This is a genomic window from Azospirillum halopraeferens DSM 3675 (assembly GCF_000429625.1).
In the GTDB taxonomy this organism is placed as follows: Bacteria; Pseudomonadota; Alphaproteobacteria; order Azospirillales; family Azospirillaceae; genus Azospirillum; species Azospirillum halopraeferens.
Window position 1 is genome coordinate 362,827 of record NZ_AUCF01000004.1, and the last position, 26,530, is coordinate 389,356.

The following is a 26,530-nucleotide window of genomic DNA, read 5'->3' on the forward strand; positions in this document are numbered from 1 at the left end:
CCATGCTGCCGGCCACCCTCGCCCAGAACGTCCGGCGGCAGATCCGCCACTATCTGGAAGCCACCTTCAACTTCCGCCGGCCGGAGGAGGAGGAGGCCTTCGCCGCCTTCGTCAACGACCCCGCGGGCGGGCTGTTCAAGGGGCCATGGGTGCGGCTCAGCCGGCCATTCCGTCCGGCGCCGGACACCTACGATCCAGCGGCCCTGTTCGACCTGACGCCGCCCTTCCACCCCTTCCGCCACCAGTGGCAGGCGTGGCAGCGGCTCTCGTCCAAGGGGCGGGCGCCGGAGAGCACCATCGTTACCACCGGCACCGGCTCGGGCAAGACGGAGTGCTTCATGTACCCCGTGCTCGACCACGCTCTGCGCGCGGTGCAGCGGGGCGAGGCGGGAATCAAGGCGATCATCCTCTACCCCATGAACGCGCTGGCCTCCGACCAGGCCGGCCGCTTCGCCGAGGAGATCTTCAACCGTCCCGAACTGCACGAGGGGGCGGGGCCGGACCGCCGGGCGCGGGTCCGCGTCGGCCTGTTCACCGGCCGCGACGACGACGCGGAGGACGAAGGCGGCGGCGGGGAACGGCCGCGGGACGGCGCCGTTTCCCGCATGACCGTGGTCGTGGAGAACGGGCGGGAGCAGTGCCGGCACATCACCGACCGTGCCGCCATGCTGGACGACCCGCCGGACATCCTGCTGACCAACTACAAGATGCTCGACTACCTGCTGATGAAGCCGAAGTACCGGCCCGTCTGGCGCCACAACGCGCCCGGCCGGCTCGGCTATCTGGTGCTGGACGAGCTGCACACCTACGACGGTGCCCAGGGCGCCGACGTCGGTTGCCTGATCCGCCGCCTGAAGGACCGGCTGGACATCGCCAAGGGGGATCTCTGCTGCGTCGGCACCAGCGCCACCATCGCCGGCGGCCGCACCGAGGAGGAGATGGACCCGCTGCAGCGGCTGGCCGAGTTCGCCGGGACGCTGTTCGAGGAAGACTTCACGCCGGCGATGATCGTCAGCGAGGAAGGCAACCGGCTCGACATCTGGGAGATGGTGGACCTGAACTGCCGCATCACCCCCGACCGGCTGCCGTCGGCCGCCGACTGCACGCCGGCCGACGACGAGACCGCCGCCGCCTTCGCCCGGCGCGTCGCACCGCTGTTCGGCGCCCCGGCCTACCCGCTGTCCCCGGCGGAGAACCGCTGGGCCGACCGGGTGACGCACAAGCCCGATGACGAGAAATATTGGGGCTTGGAGCTGGGGCAATGGCTGCGCGGGCAGGAGCTGTTCAAGGCGCTGCTCGACCTGACGGCGAGCCCGGTGCTGACCTGGGACGCGCTGGTGGACGGGCTGTCCGACCGCTTCTTCGCGCTGCGCGCCGTCGGCGACCGCGCTGCCCGCGACATGGTCGTCGCGGCCTTCTTCGCGCTAGTCGCCCAGGCCCGCCAGCTCCGCAGCGGGCGCGCCCTGCCGCTGGTGCCCACGCAGGTGCAGGTGTGGGTGCGCGAACTGCGCCGGCTCGGCCGCTTCGTGATGCCGGAGCCGAAGTTCGGCTGGCTGGACGAGCGCCGCGCCGACACCCCCATCCTGCCCGTCGCCCATTGCAGCGAGTGCGGGGAGTCCGCCTGGATGGCGCTGATCGACCCCGACAGCCGCTCGGCGCTTGGTGCGCAGGGGGTGACCGGGTTCCGGCTGATCGACGAGCCCACCTTGATCTACCAGGGCTCCGGCATCGACAGCGCTCCCTCGCCCGAGCTGGTGGTGATGAGTCCCTGGCACCCCGACGACGAGGGGGAGCGCGACCCGGACGCACCGGCCCTGCCGATGATGAACTGGTATCTAGCCCCGGAGAGCCTGATCGCCCGCCAGGGCGAGGGATCGTGCCCGCTGACGGGGGCCCGCAGCTTCCGCGTCAAGCTCCTCAACGAGCGCAAGCGCAAGGACGACGGCAGGGTGACCGGGCGCAAGGTCTGCCCGCACTGCGGCGCCGTCGACAGCCTGATGTTCATCGGCAGCCGCGCCGCCACCGTGTCCAGTGTCGCCATCGACGAGATGTTCGGCTCGGTCCTCAACAGCGATCCCAAGCTGCTGGCCTTCACCGACAGCGTCCAGGACGCCAGCCACCGCGCCGGCTTCTTCTCCGCCCGCACCTACCATTTCACCTTCCGCACGGCGCTCCAGCGCATCGTCGGGGAGGCCGGGCGCGACGGTGTGCCTCTGGTGGAGGCCGGGGAACGGCTGCTGGAGTACTGGGCACAAGCCGTTCCTGGCCGGCCCGGCAGCCCGGTCGAGGCCATGGGCACTCTGCTGCCGCCGGACCTGCGCGAGTACGGCCCCTATGTCGCCTACCGCGACGGCGCCGGCGTGCCGCCGCCCGCCGGGCTGGTGGCCGAGGTGACGCGCCGGCTGACCTGGGAGGCGGTCAGCGAGTTCGGGCTGATGCTGACCCACGGGCGCACTCTGGAACAGAACGCCAGCGCCTGCCTGGGCTGGGACCCGGCCGTGATCGCGGCCGTGGTGGCTGCCGTGCACGCACGGCTGGCGGCCGTCGATCCGGCGCTGGCCGGCGTGACGCCGGAGGCCCTGCGCCTGTGGATCTACGGCATCCTGCAGCGCCAGCGCGAGCAGGGGGGGCTTTCGCACCAGTTCGTTGCCGCCTTCGCCCGCGGCGGGCTGTGGGGAAAGAAGAAATACGGGCGGATCGTTCCGGGGCGGGAGACCTATCCGCTGCACGGGAAGTACGTTCCGCGCCTGTTGGCCGACAAGCCCGACCAGAAGCACACCTTTCTTCTCGCCACCATGAAGAAGGGCGCCCGGGCGCCCTGGCCGACCCTGTGGGCTAGGCGTGCCCTCGGTGGGATGACGCGCCTGGCGGGCGTGAGCGAGACCGCCATCGCCGACCTGCACCGTGTCCTGCTGGACGAGGGGGTGACGGCCGGGCTGTTCGCCCGCCTGGACCGCGCGGACGGCAAGGGGCCGCTATACGCCATCGCCGCGTCGGCCGCCCGCCTGTTCGAGGACGGCTATCTCTTGCGCTGCGACGGCAGTGGCCACGCCCTGTTCCGGCCGGCCGGCGAGGCCGCGGTGTGGGAGGGGGCGCCCAGTCTGGTCCGCAGCACGCCGCACGGCCGCTACCGCCTCGCCCCACTGTCGGAACGGCAGAACTACTACCGCGCCCGCTACCGCAAGGGGGCGCTGCGCCGCGTCTTCGCGCAGGAGCACACCGGCCTGCTGACCACCAGCGAGCGGGAGGACCTGGAGCGGCGCTTCAACGCTGCCGCCCACGCCGACGATCCCAACGTCATCACCGCCACCTCGACGCTGGAAATGGGCATCGACATCGGCGACCTCTCCACCACCATGCTGTGCTCGGTGCCACCGACCACGGCCAGCTACCTCCAGCGCATCGGCCGCGCCGGGCGGACCACCGGCACGGCGCTGGTGGTGTCGGTGGTGAACCAGCGTCCCCACGACCTGTTCTTCTTCGCCCGGCCGGAGGAGATGCTCGCCGGCACCGTCCAGCCGCCGGGCTGCTGGCTGGACGCCAGCGCCATGCTGGCGCGCCAGTATCTCGCCTTCTGCATCGACCGCGCGGTCAAGGAGGGAGTGGTCGACCAACTGCCGGCCAGCGGCAAGCGGCTGGTGGAGGAAATGGACAGCGGGCAGGGGCCGATCATCGAGCTGCTCGGCTGGATCGCCGCGCACGAGGCGGTCTTGCAGCAGGCGTTCCTGTCCCGCTTCGGGACCGAGATAGGCGATGACACGCGCGACCGCTTCCGCCAGGAGGCGACGATGGAGCGGCTCTACCAGCGCATCCGCGACGCGGCCGCCGAGTTCGGGGTGCAGGTCCGCACCATCGAGGCGGCGCGGCGCCGGCTCAACGACGAGAAGCGGGAGCTGGCCGACGGCAGCGACGAGGCCGGCCTGCGCGATGTCGAGCGCGAGCTGCGCATTCTCAAGGCGCGCCTGGCGACGCTGAACCGTACGGCGGCGCTCGAGGTGTTGACCGAGCACGGACTTCTGCCCAACTACGCCTTCCCCGAGCGGGGCGTGCGGTTGGCCGGGACGGTCTACCGGGACCGCGAGGGGCCGGCAGCGGAGGAGAGCACCGCGCTCACCATCGACGTCACCCGCGCCGCCGCGGTGGCGATCCGGGAACTGGCGCCGGGCAACACCTTCTACACCCACGGCCACCAGTTCGCCATCCAGCAGCTTTCCATTGGCACCCAGACGCAGCCGCTGGTGCAGACCTGGGCGGTGTGCGGCAAGTGCGGCCACATGCGGCCGGCGGAGGAGGTGGAGCGCCCCGGCGCCAAGCCGGCCTGCCCCCAATGTGGCTACGACCGGCAGCAGCAGTCGCAGATGGACAAGGCGCAGCACAAACCGTTCCTGCACTTCGCCCAATCCGGCGCCATTTCGTACATGGAGTATTACGACAGCTTGTCGGGTGACCGCGCCGAGGAGCGCGACAGGAAATTCTATCGCCTAGTCACCAGCTTCGACCAGACCGCCGGAGGCGTGAACGGCGCGGTCGGCACCGAGGGGGAAGCCTTCGGCCTGGAGTACCGCAGCGCGCTGGTGCTGCGCCAAGTGAACGGCGGCCCCGGCGATGCCCCCGCCAGCTTCGACTTCGGGCCCGACCAGAAGATTCCGGAGCTTGGCTTTCCCGTCTGCCAGGACTGCGGCGTGGTCGCCTACGGCGACGGCAACCTCGACCACGTGTCCCATCGCAAGAGTTGCCAGGGGCGCAAGCGCACCGAGAAGCTGCAGCGCGAGGGGCGCTCGGCGTCGGGCTACAAATGGCAGCGCGTCTATCTTTATCGCGAGCTGAAGTCGGAGGCGATCCGCATCCTGTTGCCGCCGGACCTGGAGGCGGCCGACGTGTCGACGCTGCGGGCCTGCCTTTTCCTCGGCCTGCGGCTGCACTTCCGCGGCTTCCCCGGCCACCTGCTGATCGAACCGCAGGTGCTGCCCGACCACCGGCAGGACGTGCGCCGCCAGTACCTCGTGCTGATGGACGCGGTGCCGGGCGGCACCGGCTTCCTGAAGTCCCTGTTCGTGCCCAAGCAGGAGGGGGAGCGCTCCGGCGAAGGCATCATGACGGTGCTGCGCCTTGCCCTGAACGCGCTCGAATCCTGCGACTGCCGCGTGCTGGGGCCGGCGCTGGGGCAGGACGACACCGACGGCTGCTACCGCTGCATCCGTGCCTATCACCTGCAATACAAGGCGGAGGAGATCAGCCGCGAGCGTGGCATCGTCCTGTTGCGCGCCATGATCGAGGCCGGCGAGCGACGGACGGAGATCGCGGCACTCGACGACATCACCGTGTCCTCCCAGTATGGCAGTGTGCTGGAGAAGAAGTTCATCGACCGTCTCCAGGCCATCGTGCTGGCGGGCGGCGGATCATGGGACAAGGCCCTGGTCAAGGGAACGGCGGGCTTCCGCTTCCGGCTGGGCGCGGACACCCGCGTCTGGGACGTCCAGCTTCAACCCAAGCTTGGGCCGACCCAAGGGGTAGCCATCCCCTGCCAGCCCGACTTCCTGCTGTCCTGCGATGATGCCGCCATCCGGCCGATTGCCGTCTTTACCGATGGGTTCGAGTACCACGCCGAACCGGACAAGCCGACCAGCCGCTTGCCCGACGACGCCGCCAAGCGCCGCGCCATCCTGGCCAGCGGCCGCTGCTGGGTGTGGAGCATCACCTGGCACGACCTGCTGGACGGGCCCGAGGCGGAGCTGGCGTTGGTGCCGGCCAAGATCCGCGACGTGCTGCACGGGCAGCTTGCCATCCTGAAGTCCGGCGGCGTCGTGTGCCCACCGGCCTCCGACGCGTTGGGCAACGGGTTGACCCAGCTTTGCGCCTTCCTCGCCCGGCCCGATACGGACGGCTGGATGAACCTGGCCGGGCAGATGGCGCTGATTCCCCTGACCATCCTCGCCAGCAAGCACGCCGGGGGCGCTTTGGCCTCGGAGATGCTGGACCTGCACGATGCCTGGCGGGCCGGACTGCCGGTCGCCGACATGACCGCGGCCGGGGGCAGCGGTCCCTGGTTCCATGCGACGCGGCTGGCACCGGGTGGCGACCTGCTGGTGATGGGGCGCCAGGAGGATGTTGCCGCCGGCGCGCGGCAGCGGGTGCTGGCGCGCCTGCGCCTGGGCGACAGCGCCGAGGAGCGCGCCGGGGCGACGTACCTGGAGCGCTGGCGCCGCTGGCTGGGACTGGCGAACCTGTTCCAGTTCGCCGCCGGCTTCCACTGGTGCTGCGTGTCGGAGGTGGCGGCGGGCACGGCGCCGGATCTGGAGCTGGCCGGTGACGCGGCGGACCCCGCCGACTGGTCCGCGGTGCTGGACAACATCCTTCCCTCGCTGCGGCCGCTGGCCGAGCGGATGGCCGCGGCCGGCATCCTCATGCCGGAGATCGAGGTCTATCTCGATGGCGCCCCGGACGACTGCTTCGCCGAAATGGCGTGGCCGGGCGCCGGCCCACCGGTGTGTCTGCTGGTCGGCGATCAGTCGACGTTCGCCGCCGCCTGGGAGGGGGCCGGCTGGACCGTCGTCACGCCGGATGCGATCCAGGCCAACGGGATCGGGTGGATGGCGTCGATTCTGGCCGCCAGCAAGGAGACTGTCTGATGGCAACGTTGATGCTGCACCGGGACGTGCTGAAGGACTTCGGGCGCCTTCCCGCCAAGGTCCAGAAGAAGGTGTCGGAACTGATCCGCAAGTTCCAGGAGGACAGCACCCAGGCCAGCATCCACCTGGAGACGGTGGAGCAGACCGTCGACGACAAGGTCCGCAGTGCCCGCGTCGGCGACGACTGGCGCGCCATCGTCATCGCGCCGCAGCGGGGCGACACGTTCCTCCTGATGCACGTGGACCACCACGACGAGGCCTACCGCTGGTGCCGCAACAAGCGGTTCGAGGCGCATGGCACGTTGGGCGTTTTGCAGGTCTTCGATATCGAGATGGCCGAGGAGGCGGCGGAGCGCAGCCGCTCGGCCGAGCCGCCGTCTGACGAATCACCGGAGGAATACCCGCTGGACCGGCTGTCCGACGACGAGCTGTTCCAGGCCGGCGTGCCCCGCGCCTTGATCCCGGCGGTGCGCGCCATCCGCAACGATGCCGCCTTTGAGGAGGTGGTCGGATACCTGCCGCCCGAGGCGGGACAGGTGCTGTTCTGGGTGGCAGCTGGCCGTTCCCTGGAGGAGGCGCTGGAGGAAACGCTGGGGGCGGTCGATGCCGGTGCGGCGCGACCGGAAGGTCCCGGCGACTTCTCCAAGCTGGCCCAGGTCGCGAGCGCCGACCTGGTGCTGGTGGAAGGGGAGGAGGAGCTTCGCCGCATCCTCGCCGAGGACATCGAGGCGTGGCGCGTCTTCCTGCACCCCTACCAGCGCAAGCTCAAGGAATGGGACGTCAAGGGCCCCGTCAAGATCAGTGGGGCGGCCGGTACGGGCAAGACGGTGGTGCTGATGCACCGGGCCGTGCACTTGGCCGAACGGCTGCCGGACGGCAAGGACAAGGTGCTGGTCACCACCTTCTCGGCCAACCTGTCGGTGACCATCGAGGATCTGATCCGCAAGCTCAACCCGACCGCGGCAAAGCGGATCGAGGTGACGAATCTGCACCAACTGGCCCGCACGATCTGCCTGCGCGCCGGATGGCAGGGTCGCGTCGCCGACGAGCAGGACCTGAGTGCCCTGTGGTCGGCGGTGTTCGCCGAGCGCGACCCGGCGTCCGAGGGAGATGGTGCGTTCGATCGCGACTTCATCCGGCAGGAATACGACGAGGTCGTCGATGCCATGGGCATCGACAGCGAGGAGGAGTATCTCACCGCCGCCCGCACCGGCCGCTCACGGCTGTCGCGCCAGCAGCGCCGCCGGCTGTGGACTTGGTTCCAGGCCTTCAACCGGCTTCTGCAAAAGCGCGGTCTGTTGACCTTCGAGGGGACGGTCCATCAGGCACGCCTGATCGTCGAGCGAGGCGGGTTCCCCCGCTACCGGCATGTGCTTGTGGACGAACTCCAGGACTTCGGACTGGAAGGGCTGCGGCTGATCGCGGCGCTCAGCCGGACTGAGGAGGACGCGAGCAATCCCCTGTGCGTCTTCGGCGATGGCCACCAGCGCATCAACCGGCAGGCCAAGATCCCGCTGTCGCGCGCCGGCATCAACGTCGTCGGGCGCTCCCGTCGGCTCAAGATCAACTACCGCACCAGCGAGCAGATCCGCCGCTGGGCCCATTCGTTGCTCAGCGGCATGGACATCAACGACCTGGACGGTGGCCACGCCGACACCACCGGCGACCGTTCGGTCTTCCGGGCGTCGGAGCCGGTCGCGGTCAAGGTCACCACCTGGGAAGAGGCGGGGACTGCGATTGCTGAATGGGTCAAGGGCCTGTGCGGCACGCATCAGGTCGGCACGCATGAGATCTGCGTCGCCCCGGTGTTCGGCGAGGTGCGCTCGGCCCTGAACGCATTGAACATTCCCAGCCTGGAGCTGCAGGCCAACAAGGCCGACCCCGGACCGGTCGAGCCCGGCGTGCGCCTGGGCGCCATGCGGCGCATCAAAGGCCTGGAGTTCAAAGCCGTCGCCATGGTCGTCGACGGCCAGTTCGACGACCGCCGCCGCCTGGAACGCTATGTCGCCGCGACGCGGGCGCGCCAGTGGCTGCTGGTGGTGGAGTGCGGGTGACCGCCTCTTTCGCCGATGTGATTCACGTCATCGATTGCTCAGGTTGCCATGTCCTACGCATCCACGACCATTGCCGACGTTCTCGACCAGATCAACCGGTCCTACTTCCTGCCGGCCATCCAGCGCCCCTATGTGTGGGAAGCCTCGCAGGTTGTGGCGCTGTTCGACAGTTTGCTGAAGGGCTACCCGATCAGCTCTTTCCTGTTCTGGGAGCTGCAGCCGGAGAACCGCGGCAATTGGGACATCTATCAGTTCGTCGAGAACTTCCGATACGGCCAGGTGCACAACGAACCGGCCGAGACCGACGGCCGTGACGTCGTTCTCGTGCTCGACGGGCAGCAGCGCCTGACCTCCCTGCTGATCGGGCTGCGCGGCAGCTACACGGTCAAGCTGAAGCACAAGCGCTGGGACAATCCGTTGGCCTGGTCGAAGCAGCGCCTCTACCTGAACCTTCTGAAGGACCCGGGAAAAGATGACGCGGGGGAAGAGGACGAGGTCGGCATCACCTACGGCCTGCGGTTCTTCGAAGAGCCGCCCGCCGATGATGGCGAGCACCTGTGGTTCAAGGTCGGGCGCATTCTGGACTGCCGCGACGACGACCGGTTCGACGCGCTGAAGGAGGCCGTCGTCGACGGCCTCCCCGACACGGTGACCCGTGGTGAGATCCGGATCGTCGAACGGAACCTGGACCGCCTCTACCGCACGATCTGGAAGGACGATGTGATTGCCTACTACACGGAGAAGAGCCAGAGCTACGATCGTGTGCTCGACATCTTCATCCGCGCCAACGATGGCGGTACGAAGCTCAGCAAGTCCGACCTTCTGCTGTCGATGATCACCTCCAAGTGGGATGGGGTGAATGCCCGTGAGGAGATCTTCAACTTCGTCGACCGCCTGAACGACGAACTCGACCGCAAGAACGACCTCAACAAGGACTTCGTGATGCGGGCATGTCTCGTGCTGTCCGATCTGGATCATGTCTACAAGGTCAACAATTTCACCACGGCGAACCTGACCGTCATCCAGCGAAACTGGCCGGAGATCAAGCGGGCGCTGGAGGCGACGCTGCGGCTCGTCAACCGCTTCGGCATCGACCGCGACACCCTGACCAGCGCCAACGCCTTGCTGCCGATCGCCTACTACCTGTTCAAGCTTGGCAATGGCGTGATGCTCGACGGGACGACGCCCTTCGAGGTCCAGAACCGGCTGCGGATCCGGCGATGGCTCCTCGGCGCGCTGTTGAACAGCGTGTTCGGCGGGACGTCGGACCAGACCATCGGCACCTCTCGCACCCTGCTCCGCGAGGCGATGGAAACGGAGCGCGACTTCCCGTTTCATGCCCTGACCGATGGGCTGCGTAAGCGCCGCGGACGGGTCGTTGCCTTCGACGAGGAGGCGAACGTGGCGGCCCTGCTGGAGACAACCTACGGACAGCGCACGAGTTTCCTTGCCCTGTCCACTCTCTACGACGAGCAGAACTGGTCGTCGTCGATCTACCACATCGACCACATCATCCCGCGCACACTCTGCACCCGCCGCAGCCTTCAGGGGCGCGGCGTTCCGGAAAGCCGCATCGTCGAGATCCTGGACTGCGTCGACCGGATCGGCAACCTGCAGCTTTTGCTGGGCCGGGAGAACTCCGAAAAGGCCGGCATGCCGTTCGGGGACTGGATACGCACGCGCGACGGCGGTTTCTTGGATGCGCACCTGATCCCACCTGAACCCCACCTGTGGGTACCGGAGGCCCTGCCGGAGTTCGTCGCGGCGCGCGAGGACCTGATCCGCAAACGCCTGCGGCTTTACAGCATCTTCGGCGATGCGGCGCCTGCTCCCGCCCCCGCCGGGGACAGCGCGGTCCCTTTGCAGCCGGCTGTGGAATAGGGCCGACCACAGCCGGCACGATGCCGCCTGCGGGGCTGGCGCCGGCCAGCGCCGGCACGCCGACCCTGGCGGTGCCCGTGGCGCGCGACGGCACTGCCTTCGTGCCGGAGCTCGGCAACGGCAGCGGCTACACCATCGGCCCCAAGGGAGCGGAGCGGAAGGTTGGTGACTATTACCAAGCCTTGCGGGAGCTGCGCGCCATGCCCAAGGCGTGCTGGCGGCGTCCCAATGCGGTCGGCAACTGGGGGATTGTGACGGCCGTCCGTTGGGAGGAGCGCCCCATCACGGCACCTCGTGTCAACGGAAACGAACACTGTTTGCCAGCTGGATAACACCACGCGCGCAACGCGCCGCGCGCCCGCGAGGAACCGGCCGCGGGACGGGGGCGTGCGGGGGACGGGACGGGGGAGACGGCGGCGGGCCGCGCGGGCGGCGTCAGTCGGCGAATGTGGTGACGGTGAGCGTCAGCAGCCGGTAGCTGGCCTTCGGGTCGGGCTCATCGAGCAGCGCCGGCAGCACCTCCTCGCGCGGCACGCCGATGCTCCACGTCAGCTTCAGCCGGCCGTGCATAATGATGCCGCCGATGTTGGCGGTGGGAAAGCCGGGGAGGCAGTCGTCGGCGTGGTCGGCGAGCTTGTGCAGCGCCGCCGGCAGGTCGCGGTCGGTGACGGCGAGCAGGCCGCTCACCAGCCAGACCACGCGGGAGGCGGGAGGTGGCGCGAGCGACGGGCGCGCGCCGTGGCGGCCATGAACCCGGTCGTCGGTCATGGGAAGTCCTCGGGCTATGATGATGGGAGGGCGCTGCCGCGCCGCGGCCGCACGCCGGCGCGCGGCGGCATCGACAGCCGCTCGGCCACCCGCGGGCGGCGTCTGCGGGAGGGGAAGCCGAGCCGGCACCGCGGCGTCTTGGTAGCGCGCGGCACGCTATATACTTCCTATGGTAGCAAATAGGCGGTGCGGGATCCAGCACTTTTTCATACGGCGCGTCGTGCGGTGGCGGCTTGCGCGCGGGGGCACGGCGCGCGCAGCGATGCGCGGCCGGCGGCCCTCTCCTGCATGCTGGGTCGCCGGACCTGATGGCGTGGCACCTGCTGTGCGCCGTGTATATGGATGGACTTGGAACGCCGGGCAGTTACCGGCGCGCATGCCACTTGATGGAAGCGCGCCGGCACCACCACGCATCAGCCTTTCAGCTCAAGGCCCTGCGTCGCCGGCATCACACGTCCGGGGGCCACCAGTACGTGACGTCACGAACCGGCTCAATGGGGGCTGCCGACAGGCTCCGGAGGTCGAGCGTCCACCGCCCGGTGCTCCCCATCCAGGCGGCCCAGGCGGAGATGAGGGCATCCCACTCGTGGTCGTTGGCGCAGCCGGTTCCCGCGGGACGCCCGAGATGCGTGCCGAGCCACGCGTCCATCGCAGCTCCCCAGGCGTACCGCCGCCCCGAGAGCGCGCGATAGAGCACCTTGGGGTGCGCTTCGCTGAGCGCGATCCCCGGCCATCGTTCCCGCAGCCGCATGGCCAACGCCATGCCCTGCACCGCCATGCAGCCGAGCGCGGAGTTGGCCGAGAAGACGCTGCCCCGCACGTCGGGATAGCGCTGCTTCAGCCAGCGGTCGGCTTGGCGCCAGCCGCACCGCCCGGTTTCCCAGTACAGCAGCGTGTCGATGCCGGCCGCGTCGGGGGCTCGGCCGTCGACTTTCCCCTCGAACCACGCCACCGCCTCGTCCACGCTGCACACGGACTGCGTGGCGTGCGTAACGCGCTCACCGGTCGCGTCGAGGAGCGCAACGCCGTTAGCGCTGTCGGCTCCGCCGGGATCGTATCCGAGCACGATCATGACTGCCTCCCTAATGCGGTGTTCACGGCGAGCTCGGCCAGACGGGCGAGAAAGCGCCCCTGCGCCGCCGCGGGCGCCAGCCCGAGGATGCCGCTTCGAACGGCGTCCCTGTCTGCCGCCGGTCGCATGAGCGTTTGCTGCTCCGCCACGAGCATGCGGCGGTCGGCCTCCCACACGGCGTCGGGAACGGGCAGGGGCAGCCCGGCACGTTCGGCGATCACCGCCAGAACCGCGCTCTCGGCCTCGGCGAAGGCCGGCAGCCGGCGCTTCACTGGCGACGGGAGGTCCGAGAGGTAGGCTTCCGCCGCGTCGTGCAGCAGGCCCCACAGCGCATGCTCGTGCGGGCACGCCATCGACACGAGCACGCTGTGCTCGGCGACCGAGTAGAAGGCGCTGGTGTGCCCGGCAAAGCGGCACTGCAGCGACAGCGCGTGCGCGATATCCCGCAGATCGACGTCCTCAGGGCGCAGCGCGAAGGGATCGACCTGCCGGCCAGTCCACGTGGTCATCAGCATGGTTCCGGCCTCCTCACGCCGTCTTCATGCGGCCAAGGCGGTACGCCACCGTCTTGATCGAGCCGTCGTCCAGGTAAACGACGTAGGACCGGAGCTTCCGCTCAATGTCCTTGTACGCCGCACCGCCGATGTGCCGCCGCAATCGCGCGCGGCTCTTTCGGTCCAGGAAGACCACGTCCACCTGGCCGCGCCGTCTCCACTTGCCGAAGTCGGAGACCAGTTCGATGGCCGTCTCCGGGATTGCCCGCCCCTTCGCGCGTTTCTGCGCATGCTTGGTGTATGTCAGCATTGCACTCACCGTTCATTCGAGGTTGGCGGCCGCGGCGCCTGGTGAGACAATGGCATGGACACGTCGGACCAGCATCAGTAACTGTTGCAGGGCAGTAGGCCCCCTCAATTCTGAGGGTTGCGCCTCACGGTCAATGGGGAGTCGGGAGCATGAAGGTAAAGGACGCCAAGAACCTGCCCGCCAAGTACACCTCGCAGAACCGGGAACGACGCGAACGCCTGCAATACATTGAGTTCATGCTGTTCTGGGAGGAGGTTATCAACAAGTCCAAGATGGCAGATTTCTTCGATGTTTCAGAAAACACCGTGGCTCATGATTTCAAGGTGTATATAGAAGACATCGGGGGAGGAATGCGGTTCGAAAAGGCTGTCAACCGCTACGTCGCCGAGGACGAGTTCCGCACGAAGATCATTGAGCCCGATGCGGAGGACTACCTTCGCTTCTGCATCAGCGGCGAAGCAACCCCCGCCATGTTCACGGCCGCCGAGCGCGCCAACGCCAGCGGCATCGAGATCAAGCTTGTGGAAACCCTCGAACGGAAGCGGATCGACCCGATATGCCTGCGGGCGATCATGCAGGCCATCCGGGCGGGAAAGGAAATCGACATCCTCTACAAGTCCCCGCACCGGGACGACGCTGACGCCGTCCGGATCTTCCCGCACGCCCTGTGCCACGACGGCTTCCGGTGGGCGTGCCGCTGCTACCGCCGCGACCATGAACGGTTCGGCGACTTGGTCCTCGACCGCGTCGTTGACGTGATGGCGGGGATGCACGACACCACGCTGAAGGCCAGGGACGACGCCGAGTGGCACGAAGAGTTCGTCGTCGAACTGGAGCCCAACCCCGACCTCGACGATGAGCAGCGGCGGCACATCGCCGAGCAGTACGGGATGAGGGACGGCATGCTTTGCGTGCCGATGCGGCGCTCGATGATCGTCTACTTCCTCAAGCGCTACCAGATCGAGGAGAAGAGCACGCGCAAGGCGCCACACCAGGAGCCGCTGGTCGTCCGCAACAGGGAGGAGGTGACCGGGGCGTTGCCGCCCCGCATGCGCGTGCCGCCGGAAACCGCGTGGGAGGGGGCGGCTGCCGAAGGCATGGTGACGACCACCGCGTGATCGCTGGTGCGCATCCCGTTTCCGCTTGGGACTGCCGCGCCGGCAAATCGCCGATGACCGCGCCCAGGGCCGCATGCCGGCGCTTCGGCGCGCCGTCCCGTCCTTCCCGCATGGCAAACGCCCGCACGATGGAGCGGGACCCGGGAAGCGCGCCTATCCCTGTTGTCGCGGCACCATTACAGCAGTCCGCCTGCCGCCAGCATCTCCCTCAGGAGTGCCTCGGCGCGGCCGCGCTTGGATGGCTCGGCCGAACGCCGCCAGTCGTTCCAGTGCAGTTGCACCCCTGAATCACCGGCCCCGATCTCTCGGATCTGAGCGGCCCCGATGATCCAGGGTCCGTCGCCCGCAACCTGACCCTCGACGACGTGCATGGGGTGGTAGGATGGCCCGTTGCTCCAACCGTCGTCGGCGAACGCAATGCCCTTCCGGCCGATCACCAGGGCTGCGACGATACGGCGCCCGCCGCGCGGGACCTCGATGGTCAGCGGCGCCATGGCGGCGTATCGTTCCGAAAGGCTGACCGCGCCGTCGCCCTTTCACGGGTCAGCCGGGCCGGCGTCCGCGCGCGCGTCCTCGGGCGTTGCCATCGCCTCGGATAGCCAGCGTGAATATTCCAGGAACGCGGTTCTCACCGCCGGGTCGGTCAAGCGGTCGAGGCGGAAGGCGGGAAAGCCGCTGGTGTTCTGTGTGGACAACGGTTCGCCGAGCAGCCCCTCCAGCGTGTCCATGGCTTGGCGCCGCGCGGCTTCCGAGGTGAAGCCGGGCGTGTAGCTGAGCCATCGTGTCGCGAGGCTGATGCGTCCCGCGCGCTCGAGGAACAGGGCATAGCGCAGCTTGTTGCCGATGCGCTTGGCCGCGAAGTACGAGTCCTGCGCGCTGGTGATCGCGACGGTGTCGTACAGCTCCGCCCACGACTGCACGACGGCTTGGCCAAGCTGTCGCATCGCCGCGCCGTGCTGCGCCTCGAACGCGGCCCACCACTGCTCGTCGGTGATCGGCTCGCGCGCCGGCCTTTCGGACTTCGCCGCTTCCGACGCCGCGGTCTGCCCGACCACGCGCGGCACCAGGGACCGCAGGCCGGTGTCGGAGACATACTGCTTGATCTCGATGCCGATGACGACGGCCGGGCGCATCTGCTCGTTGAGGAACTCGATGATGCGCCGCAGCTCGGGCGGGATGCGGTCGGCCACGAAGACCAGCCGGACCCGGCCGGAGCGCAGGTTGGCTTCGGTGCGCCGCCAGAACTCGTCCTGGTCTGCCTCGGGGCCGATGAGCTCGGCCAGCACGTCGCCGGGCGCGCGCGCCTGCTGCTCGCACGTCCGTTCCCAGGCGGAGCGCAGCTCGGCCATCGGCCAGTAGACGACGCCGTTCGCCGCATAGTCCAGCATCTGGGCCACCACCTCGCGGCGGGCGCGGGGATCGGACCCCCGCTTGGCTTCCACGAGCACCGGCACGGCATCCTGGTCGAGGAACAGGTGATCGAGTGACCAGCGCGCGTCGCCGCCGTCCGTATCCGGCACGCCCTGCTCGCGGGCGATCAGCATGAGCCGCCGCTCGGTGCCGGAGTCGCCGAATCCAAGGACCTCGGGGTGCGAGGCGAGAAGCCGCTGCAGGAGATCCTCGTTCTCGTAGGGGCGCGGCGACAGTCGCACCAGCGTTCCCCCCTCCGCGATGAGGTAGATGTCTTCGCTCATGCCGGCCCCGACGTTTCGTTGTGTGGCGTGGCTGTACGCCAGCCCCCATCCTCCATATTCCGTCGGATGTGACAACCCCTGCGTTTGCTCATATTGACGCTGCGCTGCCGTACCGCTGCGGAACGCCCGGTTGCTGTCAGGGACTTTTTAACACTTCACAGGCATACAGAATCAATTGCATGCACGCTGGCGGTTGGGGCGACGGGGCAAGGTACGGAGGCGCGCAATGAAGATCGAAAGCATCACGCTCCACAATTTCCGCTGCTTCGGGCCTAAGCCGCTGACCGTTCGCTTAGCGCACGGCATGACCGCGCTGGTTGGTGCCAACGGTGCCGGGAAGACTGCCCTCATGCACGCCCTCAGGCGCATGTTCGGCGTCACCGAGGAGCAGCGGCGTCTGGTCCGCGGTGACTTTCACGTGCCCGCAGGGGAAGCCACGCCGCCCACCCGGCGCTCCCTTGCCATCGAGGTGATCCTGGCATTTCCGGAGTTGGAGGATGCCGCCAGCAGCACAGCCGCCGTTCCGCAATTCTTCCATCACATGGCTGCCGACGAAGGTGGCGTGCTGAAATGCCGCCTGCGTCTCGAAGCGGCCTGGGAGGAGGACGGTACGGCGGAGGGAGCCATCGAAGCCAAGCTGTTGGCCATCGGCACACTGGCACCGGAGTACTCGGCCGATGACTGCCGGGACGTCTCACCCAGGGATCGTGGACGCATCCAGGTCGTCTATGTCCCGGCGACGCGTGACGCCGCCTCGCAGGTGAACGCACTGGTCCGGGGACGGCTGTGGCGTGCGGTTGAGTGGTCGCGGAACACGCGTGACGCCCTCGCCGAAGCCGGCCGGGTTTTGGAGGCGGCCTTCACCGGTGAGCCCGCGGTGGCCGCCATCACCGAGGCGGTCACCAAGCGGTGGCACGAGGTCCACGGCGGTGGCACCTTCGCCACTCCGGCCTTCCGTCCCATCGACCAGCGGTTCGAAGAATTCGTCAGAAAGGTCGAGGTGCTGTTCCGGCCCGACGGTGCCGGGCTGGAACGCGGCCTCGACAGCCTCAGCGACGGCCAGCGCTCGCTGTTCCACATTGCGGTAACCGCGGCAACGCTCGATGTGGAAGCCGGGCTTCGCCGGGCGGGCAGCGGCTTTCGCGCCGACGACATCGCTCTTCCCGTTCTCACCATCCTCCTGCTGGAAGAGCCGGAGAACTGCCTCTCCCCGTTCTACCTCTCGCGGATTGTTGGGCAACTGCAGGAGCTCGCGGGAACGCAGGCCGCACAGGCAGTCGTGTCCAGCCATTCGGCCGGCATTCTGGGACGGGTCCGGCCGGAGGACGTGCGCCATTTTCGACTGGACACGGCGACCCGCTGCGCCGCGGTCAACGAGATCCGGCTGCCGCCCGATGCCGACGAGGCCGGGAAGTTCGTGCGCGAGGCGGTGCATGCCTATCCCGAACTCTACTTCGCGCGCTTCGTCATCTTGGGGGAGGGAAGCTCCGAGCAGATCGTGCTGCCGCGCATCGCCGATGCGATGGGACTCCACATCGACCGCTCGTTCGTCGCCGTGGTACCGCTCGGCGGACGGCACGTGAACCACCTCTGGCGCCTGCTGAACGATCTCGAAATTCCGCACGCGACGCTGCTTGACCTCGATTTCGGACGCGACGGGGGCGGGTGGGGCCGTATCCACACCGCGTGCGCGCAGCTCATCAAATACGGCCACGCACCCGAGCAGGTCCTCGGCGTGGCGGCCAAGGAGGCCGAGGCAAAGCTTGCCGAAATTGCTGCTGGCCCGCCGGATCTCGCCAGCTTACGCGGCTGGATCGACCATCTTCGCGCGCTTGGCGTCTTCTTTTCGGAGCCGCTGGACATCGACCTGTCCATGCTGCGTGCCTTTCCCCCACAGTACCGCCGCCCGGCCGAAGGTGGGCGGGGACCGCAGGGTGATGCCGCAAAAGCCAAGGAAACCACGCTGGGTCAGGATGGCCGCGCCGACCTGTACGACCCCTCCTACGACGACGACTTCCGCTGGTACCGGTACCTGTTCCTCGGCCGCGGCAAGCCGACCACTCACCTGCGGGCCCTGGGTGACATCGACGCCCGGAGCCTCGCCAACACGGCTCCGGTGGAGATCAAGGCGCTGCTGGAGCACGTGGCGCGCAGCATAGCGCCGATACCGCCGCAAGACGGGGAGAGGTGACGGTGCGATGCCGGCAATAGCAGAAGACGCATGGCATCCCAGGGGCGTGGAGCAACTTGAGGATGCCGCTTGGCGGGCGCTCAAGGCGGAACGGAACACGGCTGTCGTCGCCGGACCTGGGGCCGGCAAGACCGAGTTCCTCGCCCAGCGGGCCGTCTTCCTCCTGGAAACGGCGCGTTGTCCCGACCCCGCACGCATCCTCGCCATCAGCTTTAAGAAGGATGCGGCGGCCACCCTGGCCGCCCGTGTCGCCCTCCGCTGTCCGTCCGAGCCCACCCGCCGGTTCGTCTCCATGACGTTCGACGCGTTTGCCAAGGGGATGGTTGACCGCTTCGGTTCCGCAATTCCGGAGAGCTGGCGGCCGACGCGGCCCTACCATGTCGTTATTGCGACACACGCCGATGTAAACGGCTTCATTCGGGAGGCGGCGGAGCAGGCCCCGCGGCGTGAATGGCGCGATGAGATCGCCGGAATTGGCGCAGACCAGTTCGAGGCGCGCTGCCTTGGCTGTTCGAGCTTGCCGCTCGGAGAAGCCGAACCGTCCAACGGGATTGAATGGGCGGTCGAGCGCTGGTGGAGGGCAAGTCTTGACGCGCCCGGAGGCAGCCGGCTGACGTTCGTCATGATCAACCGCCTCGCAGACCTGCTGCTGCGGGCCAACCCCCAAATCCGCAAAGCGCTGCGCCTCACCTACCGGTTCGTGTTCCTGGATGAGTTCCAGGACGTCACGTACGCCCAGTATGGGCTGCTGAGCACAGCGTTCGGGGGAAGTGAGGCGGTGCTGACGGCCGTCGGTGATGACAAGCAGCGCATCATGCTGTGGGCGGGAGCGCGTCCGGACGCGTTCAAGCGCTTCCAAGAGGATTTTCGGGCGGATGGCATCCCGCTGCTGTGCAACTACCGCTCCTCTCCAGACCTCGTGCGCATCCAGCACGTAGTGGCACTTGCGCTCGAACCGGACGCCGCCGAGGTGGTGGCCAGGGCGGAGCGCAGGATTGACGGGGATCTTGCCCAAATCTGGCAGTTCAGCAACGAGGTCAGGGAGGCCAATGCGATTGCGGCCTGGATCGCGCAGGATCAGGCGTGCAACGGACTGTCGCCCCGCGACTACGGCCTCCTGGTGCGCCAGCGCGCCGATAAGATGGAGCCGGCGCTGCAGCACGCGTTCGCCGCAAACGGACTGCAACTGCGCAACGAGAGCAGGGCGGTTGGCCGCACCTCGCTGCAGGATCTTCTCGCGGAGGATCTGACCCGGATGGCGGTGGCCGTGCTCCGCCTGGCGGCCGAGAGGCAGGCCCCGGGCGCATGGGAAACCGCCAGCGAGGCGGCCATGCTCCTGCGCGCCGCCGCTCCCGACGACGAGGCGTCCTGCCGCAGGGCGGAACGGGGACTGGACGAGTTCGTGTCGGCGCTGCGCCGGCGCTTGGCGAGCGTGCCGCCCTCGCCTGACGCCGCCGGCGGCATCATGGATGCCGTCGTTCAGTTTCTCGATCCGGCGGCCCTGGCGCGGGCCATCCCACAGTACGGCCAGGGGGAGGCGCTCGCGATTGCCATTGAGGCGCTGAGAGTGCATTTCTCGGAGTCGGCTGACGGGGCCGCCGACTGGGTTTCGGTGTTGAACCGGTGCGAAGGGCTCAATCAGGTCCCGCTCCTGACCATTCACAAGAGCAAGGGGCTCGAGTACCACACGGTCCTTTTCCTCGGCCTGGACGATGACCAGTGGTGGAGCTACAGCCCCACCAACCCTGAGGGCTTGGCGACGTTCTTCGTCGCGCTGTCCCGGGCGAAGCAGCGCGTCTTCTTCACGTACTGCGCCGGGCGTGGGGCGCGCCGGAAGGTGGATGCCCTGTACGAGCTGCTGCGCCAAGCCGGCGTCCCTGAAGTTGCCGGTTGAGGGGGCCAGAGCCCTCCGATCCACGGATGCTCGAGCGCCCACCGACACACCCGTGCGGTTGCTTTGCGAATCAGCATCGATTCGGACCCCCTATCGGCGTCCGTTTGACCCCTCCTCGATTAGCGATTCCCTTTGGAATGCAGTAGCTTGGGGCGGAGGCCCCCTGCTGCTGGAGGGTCATTGAGTCGCGCAGCTTCACACTGTAAACTCCAAGAGTTCTATCCAAAGTAGTTTTCTCGGGCTCTGGATCTAGACCCCTGTTGTCCACCGGTACACCGGTCTGGGGGCGGTCTAGGAAAACCTAGGCGGCGCCCGGCTATCCGCGAAACAATGTGAACCACTCCGAGCGTCGACTGCTGACAATCTCGCTCATGCCGCGGACGGGGCCTGATCGGCAAGGGAAATTACCTCGGATAATTCCGCTTATCCGAGGTAATCGGCAGCGACATCCGCCACGGATCACATTGGAATGCGGATAGCCGGGCGTAACCTAGAAGCGCATAGACCCCGTGATGCCAGGTAGCATTGGCGGTCCGGGTCTAGGACGCGCAGCTTCGAGGCAGAGTTCCCTTGCTCGGAACGTTGATTTGCTTCGGTCCATTTCGGGAGATAATCTGGGCCGTTCGCGCTTGTGAGCGCTGCTCTCGTGTCCACTTTCGGCCCGAACCAGCAAGTGGGCTCCGACATGGCACGACAGACCAGCAGAAAAAAATATGAGCAATGCAACCTCTGGATACCGCCGGAGCACAAGGCGGCGTTCAGGCAGGCGGCCGAAAGGGTGCGCCGGGGCGAACCTGCCTGGCTGCCATCCCCAACGGACGCCGAGGGCGGAGTTTCCGCGGAGGTGTTTTCCGAGCTGCGGCGAATCAGCGACACGCTGGAGCAACTCCGCACCGAGTTCGACACCCTGTCCGGGGTGAGAAGCAGGTCATCGGGTCGGCGGTCGCCGCCCCGACCACCGTTGGCGCAGCCGACGCTGTTCGATCTGTAGAGGGGCCCCACATGCGGCGGACCTCGGAAGAGCGTTCCTGCGCCGTGTCCGGGTGGGCGCCGCTGCCCGGCACCATCTGCACGGCGATTCACGAGATCACCCGTCCGGGCGGCTGGCGGCGACCGCACGACCGGGGGAGCGACGGTGAGGTGGCGATCGAGCCGGGCGATCTCGACGTGAATGAGGTGGATGGCTTCGACTACGGCCAGTTCGATGACGTCTTGGGAGCCGGTCAGCGCTGGACGGTGGTTCACGCGGAGGAAGCGGTGCCGGCGGGGCGTTCACCGGTGCGGTTCTACGACGTCCGCCTGCTGGACGTTCCGAACGCCAGAGGGCCCGTGGAGTTGGTCCTGACCCGGGCGACGTACCGTGTCGCGCCGGAGGCGCCATCCGACCCATCGGTGTCGGTTGGGGAACCGGGAAAGCGGGACGGCGGCCGGCGCAAGAACGGTACGAGGACCGAAACCCTTCGCAATCGCGCGATCGATCCACACCGCCGCATGACGCGCCGGCTCGTCCGCTGGATCGAGCGTCAGAGCCATCGGCGTTCGTTTGCGGAGATTGCCCGGGAGACGGGAGCGAGCGAACGCACGGTTGCCGCGATGTTCTGCAACTACGCACAGCGTGTCGATGCGGCTCTCCCCCGGGTCCTGCCCGAGCGTCTGGGACTGGATGACGTGAAGGTGGGCGGGCGCCACTTCACGCAGCTGACCGATCTCGATCGAGGGGCGGTGGTCGAAATCTTTCCGGGCCTTACGGCCGAAGCCGTCGTCGAATGCCTGATGGGATTCCGCGGACGAGAGCGCGTGCGCGTCGTCTCTCTCGACTACGCCAACGCCTATGCGAGCGCCGTGCGGCGCTGTCTGCCCCAGGCAAGGATCGTGGTGGACAAACGCCACGTCCTGGAACCCTTTCGCCAGCGCATGCTGGCCTACATGAACACGGTCAAGCGCGAGCGCCGACGCGACGGTGGCGATCCGCTTGCCAACGCCTTCCACTTGATGAACCAGCGCGAGGGGCAGCTTTCCGAAGAGGAGCGCGTGCGGCTTGAACAGATCCTCGACCACGGCGGGCTGCGCAGCGTCTATTGGGCGAAGGAGGCTTGGTACGGCCTGTTCCAGACCTGCAGCGATCCCGAGGAGGCAGCCGAGGCGATCAAAAGCTGGATCCACACCTGGGTGTCCAGCCCCGGGGCGCCGGCGGTGACCCGGGAGGTGTACGGCCCGAGTGCCAGGCATGTGGAGAGCCGCCTGCCGGACGTGGTCGCCTATTTCCACGCGGACGTCCGGAAGGACGGCGGACGGCGGCCCACCAACGCCGCCACGGAGGCCTTGAACCGGGAGATCAACGCGATCTACGCGGAGGCGCGCGGTTTCGGTGAACGCAGCGGCATGTTCGAACAGTTTCGGTTGCGGGTTCTTCACCGGGTGGGCATCCGCACCCACAACGAGTGCTGTGCCGCGCTGGCGGGCCATGCGTTGGCCAACCGGCCCACGGTAGCCGGCCCGCCGCCATCCCGCGGATCGGACCCGCTGGTGTCGGTGCTGCGTTCCCTGCGGGTCGGCGACACCCTGAGCGAGGCCCTCATGGCGGAGTTGGCCGCGCGGTTCGAGCGCTCGGGGGCTGCTGGCGGTGGTAGCGGGCCACCGCCCCCCGTCCCGCGGTGACCCGTTCGATGTAGCGGGCGGGCATGTCCGGGCTGCGCCAACGGCCCGCCTGCATCAAAGCCGGCAACTCGACGCCGGCGGCGGCGAGGTCGTGCGCCATGCCGACGCGACAGCTATGGCCTGAGAAGCCGCCGGGATCGAGGCCAGCCGCCCGAGCCCGTCGCTTGCAGATCGCGGCGACGGCGTCGCCCGACAGCCGGTTGCCCACGGACCGGCCGCCTTTGTGCACCCGGCGGAAGAGGGCGCCGGAGGTGATGCCGGCGGCTTCCAACCAGGTGAACAGAGCCTCCACGGTGGGCGGCGACAGCCAGAGCAGGACGCCCTGGCCCTCCTGGTCGGTCTTCGAGCGGGCGATGAGCACCAGCGCGCTGCCGTCGTCCTGCGGCTGCACGTTCTCGACGTCGAGGGACACCAGTTCGGAGCGGCGGGCCAGGAGATCGCGGCCTGCCAGCAGCAGGGCGCGGTCGCGCAGGTCCGCCAGGGTTGCCATGGGAATGGCCTCGAACAGCCTGTCCAGAACCCGTTCGGTGATCGCGGCCGCCTGTCGTGGTCGGGTCCGCTTGGCGCGGGCGGCTCGTCGTAGGGCCAGCCGGACGGCTTCCGCCTTGGTCGGATCGTCGAGCCCGCCGGCCCGGTGCAACCGGGCGACGCTGGACAGGTGTCGCCGCAGCGTCGCGACGGCGTACCGGGGGGCCGTGGCGTCCACGTAGGCCGCGACGGTGGCCGGGGCCGCCGGGAAGAACGCGGCGCCCATGCCGACGCACCAGCGTCGGAAGGCGCTGATGTCGCTGCGGACGGCGCGCTCCGTGGCTGGGGCGAAGGCGCCGCGGGCGGCGGCGGCGTGTTCCTGCAGACGCCGGAGCGGCTCGGACAGGGGGGCTTCAGATGCGCCGGAGTCCAGGGCTTCGGTCGGCAGCGCCCCCAAGCCGGCGGCCTTCCGCATGCAGACGGGAATGCTCATGATGGACCGGTCCTATGGGAGATGGCAGATGAGGGGGCGCGAGGCCCCCCTCGGCGGGTCTGCTCAGACGATCCGCTGATGCGGGCCGGCGATCGTGACTCGCGCGACGTTGGCTCCTGTGGACCGGTTCGTCGCGACCCGGACGTGCAGGGTCACACCGCACGCCTCCACAGCGTCGATTATGGGCGCGAGCGACGCGGCTGCGTCGAGCTCGAAGTCCTGCTGCTCCTCGGCAACCCGGACCGGATCGTTGGGATGCGTTCGGGGGGAGGCGACGCATTTTCCGGCCTCGCGCAGGCCGAAATAGCTTTCCTGCATCTTGCGGAGGAAACAGAACGACACCTTCGGAAAACCGAAGCCACCGCGCTCAACGGTGAGATCCAGTCCGACGCGGGCGCATTGCGCCAGAAGTAGGGCCTTGCTGTTGGTATCGGGCATCGTGGCCTCCATACAACCGAGGTTCGTCTTGCCCATGCCGAGGCATGGTGAGGGATAGGACCAAAGTCATGCTGCGGACAGCGGATTGGTCTCAGTCCTTCAAGCGGGCGTTTCGCCCGGACAAGCGAACGTCTCCCGGATGTGGAGGCGTGGCGCGACACATTGAGAATAGGCGATCCCGAGCCTGGACGCAACAGGGTAATGTGACTTCAGTCACATTCATGATCGTGGCGGCCATCCCGGACGCGCAGATAAAAGGTTGTATCCGTCATCGGTGCCCTGGTCGTTTCATGCGCACGGCGGCGCATTACGACACCTCGATCACAAGATCCGGTCTGAAATTCGGGTTCAAATGGCGCGGGTAATAGCCCCGTGGGTTTGACACCATAACGGTTTTTCCCAACTGGAAGGCCGGTACGTTTTCGTGGATGTGCCCGTAACACCATGCCGCGGGCTGGTGCTTGTCGATGAGCCAGCCGAGATCGGAGGCGTAGGCCGCCGTGCGGCAATCATCCAGCCACGCCTCCGGCACGCACTTGAGCGATGGCGCGTGGTGGGTGACCACCACCGTGGGGCCGTCGAACGGCTCGGCCAAGCGGGCGTCCAGCCACGCCACCGAAGCCGCGTGCAACGTCGCGGCGTCCAGGGGGCGGAAGCGCCGGTAGCCGTCCTTGGCGACGCGGATGCAACGGAAGTCATTTAGCCCGCCACTGTACCGGTCGCCGACGCACAGGCTGGCGTCGGCCTTCACACGCGTCAGGTCGTCGGCGGCGAAAAGTCGAAAGTCGCTCCACAAGGTGCAGCCCAGGAACCGCGTGCCGGCGAGGACCAGTTCCTCGCGCTCGAGGAGCGTGATGCCTTTGGCGGCGGCCGCCGCTTTGGTCTTGGCAAGCGCCGTGTCGATGTGCCCTGAGTAAAACTCATGGTTGCCGGCCACGGCGACGACCGGGCAGCCAAAGAAGGCCTCGGCGCTGTCCCCCTTCCAGGCGCGATTCTTGGTGTAGACATCGCCTGCCAAAACGACGACGTCGGCAGTCACGTTCGGGTTGGGGAGATCTCCGAACTCCAGATGCAAGTCCGAAAACACGGCAATACGGGGCATGGCGCAGTTTGACTCCTGGGTTCGCATGACCTGCGGTTCAGGCAAGGGAGTTCCGCTGGGCTGTCGGTGCGGGAGAGCGGTGCCGCGCCGCGTGCCTCCCGAAGGGGAGGACACCAGCGCCACGGCCACGGCGACCGGACCTGCGGGCGTTGCGGGGGCGCATCCGCGTGGCATCGACATCGGCCGCTCCGGCGTGCCGAGCGCGTGAGCACGGCTGAACCGAGCGTCAACAACGGTTGGGGGGCAACCGGCCCCGCCCCTCTCGCGCACGGTCTGCAGGAGCAGGCGGCGGCCGACCGAACCGCGGTGATGGCGGCGCGGCGCCCGCCGTGCCGCGTCGGCAGCGCCCGCGGGAGCGGACAATGCCTTCACGGCTTCGCGCTTCTGTCGGCCTCGTCCTCCCTCAGGGCGTGTCCAACGGCCTCCAACACGACGTTGTACAAGGGGCTGCCGGCCGGCCCGGCCTGCAGAATAGCCGTCCGGTAATCACCGAAGCGGACATCGTCCGGTGCGGAGGCCAGGCGCGCCCGCAGGCGGTCGACCTCGTCCTGGTACTGCTGAAATCTGGAGTACGCGTAGGGCCCAAGGCCATCGGCTTCCACCAGATCGCGCAGCAATTGCTCCACCTCAGTCACTGTATTCTCCTGTTTTCCAATGGGTGTCGACAGCAGGGCACTTGTGAACGTGGTTTGCCCGGGCTGGCCCATGCCGCCACGAGGCGAATGTGATGACCGCTTCGGAGGCGGCCTTTCCGCGTCATAGGGGTGGTGCAGCGGACCAAGATCCTAGGACCTGCCGGCCGGATGCCTGCGGCCCCCCGGGACGACGACCACGCACAACAACCGAGGGCAGTGCTCTTGAGCTCCTGCCCCCATCGCGCAGTCTGGAGCGGAGGGCTTCGGCCCGACGCGATGACGCCCCGAGCTCATGCGGGCACCGCTGGCGAAGGCCAGGATACAAAGCAAAAACAGTCAGCATCACCGCATCCGTGGTAACAACGCTCGTCTTGATCATAAACGGGGCGATGAAATTCAGTATCTGAATTCACACTGCGGGCGGCCGTGTTGGCGCAGATCTCCACGAGAGTTCATTTGCCTCTGCACGCGAGCGTCGCGTAGAGCGTCAGGTGGTTGCTCGACGCATTTACTTTATGTGATCAGAAGCCAGAGCGCAACACCGAAATGTGACTAAAGTCACAGCATGGATCGTGTGTCCATTTCGGAAACGCAGACGGCCGGTGTGGATCCCCGCTCGGATCGGACGATC

At 68.0% G+C, this 26,530-nt stretch carries 19 protein-coding genes; 9 read left to right on the forward strand and 10 right to left on the reverse strand.

The annotated features are described in order from the left end of the window. Positions 1–2 precede the first annotated feature (2 nt). From G472_RS31425 to G472_RS37945, 4 genes are all read left to right on the forward strand, one after another. Positions 3–6,629: a DEAD/DEAH box helicase gene (locus G472_RS31425; RefSeq protein ID WP_051340453.1), complete on the forward strand. Its 6,627-nt coding sequence runs from the start codon at positions 3–5 to the stop codon at positions 6,627–6,629. Beyond that, the gene (locus tag G472_RS0105290) at positions 6,629–8,683 is read left to right on the forward strand and encodes a UvrD-helicase domain-containing protein (protein WP_029007533.1); all 2,055 of its coding nucleotides are present in this window, start codon (positions 6,629–6,631) and stop codon (positions 8,681–8,683) included. Before G472_RS31425 ends, G472_RS0105290 begins: the two co-directional genes overlap by 1 nt. Before the next feature lie 48 nt (positions 8,684–8,731). Next, entirely contained in the window at positions 8,732–10,564 is a 1,833-nt protein-coding gene (locus G472_RS31430; RefSeq protein WP_035691094.1) for a DUF262 domain-containing protein, read from the forward strand. Between the two features lie 77 nt (positions 10,565–10,641). Continuing rightward, complete coding sequence (locus G472_RS37945; RefSeq protein ID WP_211100143.1) at positions 10,642–10,896, forward strand: hypothetical protein; 255 nt, start codon at positions 10,642–10,644, stop codon at positions 10,894–10,896. Positions 10,897–10,999: 103 nt separating this feature from the next. On the opposite strand, the gene G472_RS0105300 is transcribed toward G472_RS37945, so the two are convergent. The 4 genes from G472_RS0105300 to G472_RS0105315 all read right to left on the reverse strand — a co-directional run bounded on the left by G472_RS0105300 (position 11,000) and on the right by G472_RS0105315 (position 13,208). Continuing rightward, positions 11,000–11,332: a hypothetical protein gene (locus G472_RS0105300; RefSeq protein WP_029007534.1), complete on the reverse strand. Its 333-nt coding sequence runs from the start codon at positions 11,330–11,332 to the stop codon at positions 11,000–11,002. Between the two features lie 448 nt (positions 11,333–11,780). Continuing rightward, positions 11,781–12,404, reverse strand: coding sequence for a DUF429 domain-containing protein (locus tag G472_RS0105305; RefSeq protein ID WP_029007535.1), 624 nt, complete (start codon positions 12,402–12,404; stop codon positions 11,781–11,783). After that, a complete protein-coding gene (locus G472_RS0105310) occupies positions 12,401–12,919 on the reverse strand; it encodes a hypothetical protein (protein WP_029007536.1) in 519 nt (172 codons plus the stop codon). The genes G472_RS0105305 and G472_RS0105310 overlap by 4 nt, the downstream gene beginning before the upstream one ends. Positions 12,920–12,932: 13 nt before the next feature. Then, positions 12,933–13,208, reverse strand: coding sequence for a hypothetical protein (locus tag G472_RS0105315; protein ID WP_035691095.1), 276 nt, complete (start codon positions 13,206–13,208; stop codon positions 12,933–12,935). Positions 13,209–13,357: 149 nt separating this feature from the next. Between G472_RS0105315 and G472_RS0105320 the strand changes: the two genes are divergently transcribed. After that, the gene (locus tag G472_RS0105320; RefSeq protein ID WP_029007538.1) at positions 13,358–14,326 is read left to right on the forward strand and encodes a BrxR family transcriptional regulator; all 969 of its coding nucleotides are present in this window, start codon (positions 13,358–13,360) and stop codon (positions 14,324–14,326) included. A 176-nt stretch (positions 14,327–14,502) separates the two neighbouring features. Here the strand turns inward: G472_RS0105320 and G472_RS0105325 are convergent, their stop codons facing one another. Both G472_RS0105325 and G472_RS31435 read right to left on the reverse strand, forming a co-directional pair. Beyond that, positions 14,503–14,820: a hypothetical protein gene (locus tag G472_RS0105325; RefSeq protein ID WP_029007539.1), complete on the reverse strand. Its 318-nt coding sequence runs from the start codon at positions 14,818–14,820 to the stop codon at positions 14,503–14,505. Positions 14,821–14,862: 42 nt separating this feature from the next. Continuing rightward, on the reverse strand, positions 14,863–16,020 hold the full coding sequence (locus tag G472_RS31435; RefSeq protein WP_051340454.1) for a hypothetical protein: 1,158 nt from the start codon (positions 16,018–16,020) through the stop codon (positions 14,863–14,865). 226 nt (positions 16,021–16,246) lie between these two features. On the opposite strand from G472_RS31435, the gene G472_RS0105335 reads away from it, so the two are divergent. From G472_RS0105335 to G472_RS0105345, 4 genes are all read left to right on the forward strand, one after another. Beyond that, positions 16,247–18,211, forward strand: coding sequence for an ATP-dependent nuclease (locus G472_RS0105335; protein ID WP_029007540.1), 1,965 nt, complete (start codon positions 16,247–16,249; stop codon positions 18,209–18,211). A gap of 46 nt (positions 18,212–18,257) precedes the next feature. Then, a complete protein-coding gene (locus G472_RS0105340) occupies positions 18,258–20,105 on the forward strand; it encodes a UvrD-helicase domain-containing protein (RefSeq protein WP_211100144.1) in 1,848 nt (615 codons plus the stop codon). Between the two features lie 685 nt (positions 20,106–20,790). Next, complete coding sequence (locus G472_RS39405) at positions 20,791–21,096, forward strand: hypothetical protein (RefSeq protein WP_169732781.1); 306 nt, start codon at positions 20,791–20,793, stop codon at positions 21,094–21,096. Positions 21,097–21,107: 11 nt separating this feature from the next. After that, a complete protein-coding gene (locus tag G472_RS0105345; protein ID WP_029007542.1) occupies positions 21,108–22,763 on the forward strand; it encodes a transposase in 1,656 nt (551 codons plus the stop codon). Here the strand turns inward: G472_RS0105345 and G472_RS31440 are convergent. From G472_RS31440 to G472_RS0105365, 4 genes are all read right to left on the reverse strand, one after another. Beyond that, a complete protein-coding gene (locus G472_RS31440; protein ID WP_051340455.1) occupies positions 22,681–23,724 on the reverse strand; it encodes a site-specific integrase in 1,044 nt (347 codons plus the stop codon). The genes G472_RS0105345 and G472_RS31440 overlap by 83 nt on opposite strands. A 63-nt stretch (positions 23,725–23,787) precedes the next feature. Then, the gene (locus tag G472_RS0105355) at positions 23,788–24,162 is read right to left on the reverse strand and encodes a hypothetical protein (protein WP_156927004.1); all 375 of its coding nucleotides are present in this window, start codon (positions 24,160–24,162) and stop codon (positions 23,788–23,790) included. A 307-nt stretch (positions 24,163–24,469) separates the two neighbouring features. Then, positions 24,470–25,264 carry a metallophosphoesterase gene (locus G472_RS0105360; protein WP_029007544.1) on the reverse strand — a complete coding sequence of 265 codons (795 nt, stop codon included), beginning with the start codon at positions 25,262–25,264 and terminating at the stop codon, positions 24,470–24,472. A gap of 368 nt (positions 25,265–25,632) precedes the next feature. Continuing rightward, the gene (locus tag G472_RS0105365; protein WP_029007545.1) at positions 25,633–25,899 is read right to left on the reverse strand and encodes a hypothetical protein; all 267 of its coding nucleotides are present in this window, start codon (positions 25,897–25,899) and stop codon (positions 25,633–25,635) included. Positions 25,900–26,530 lie beyond the last annotated feature (631 nt).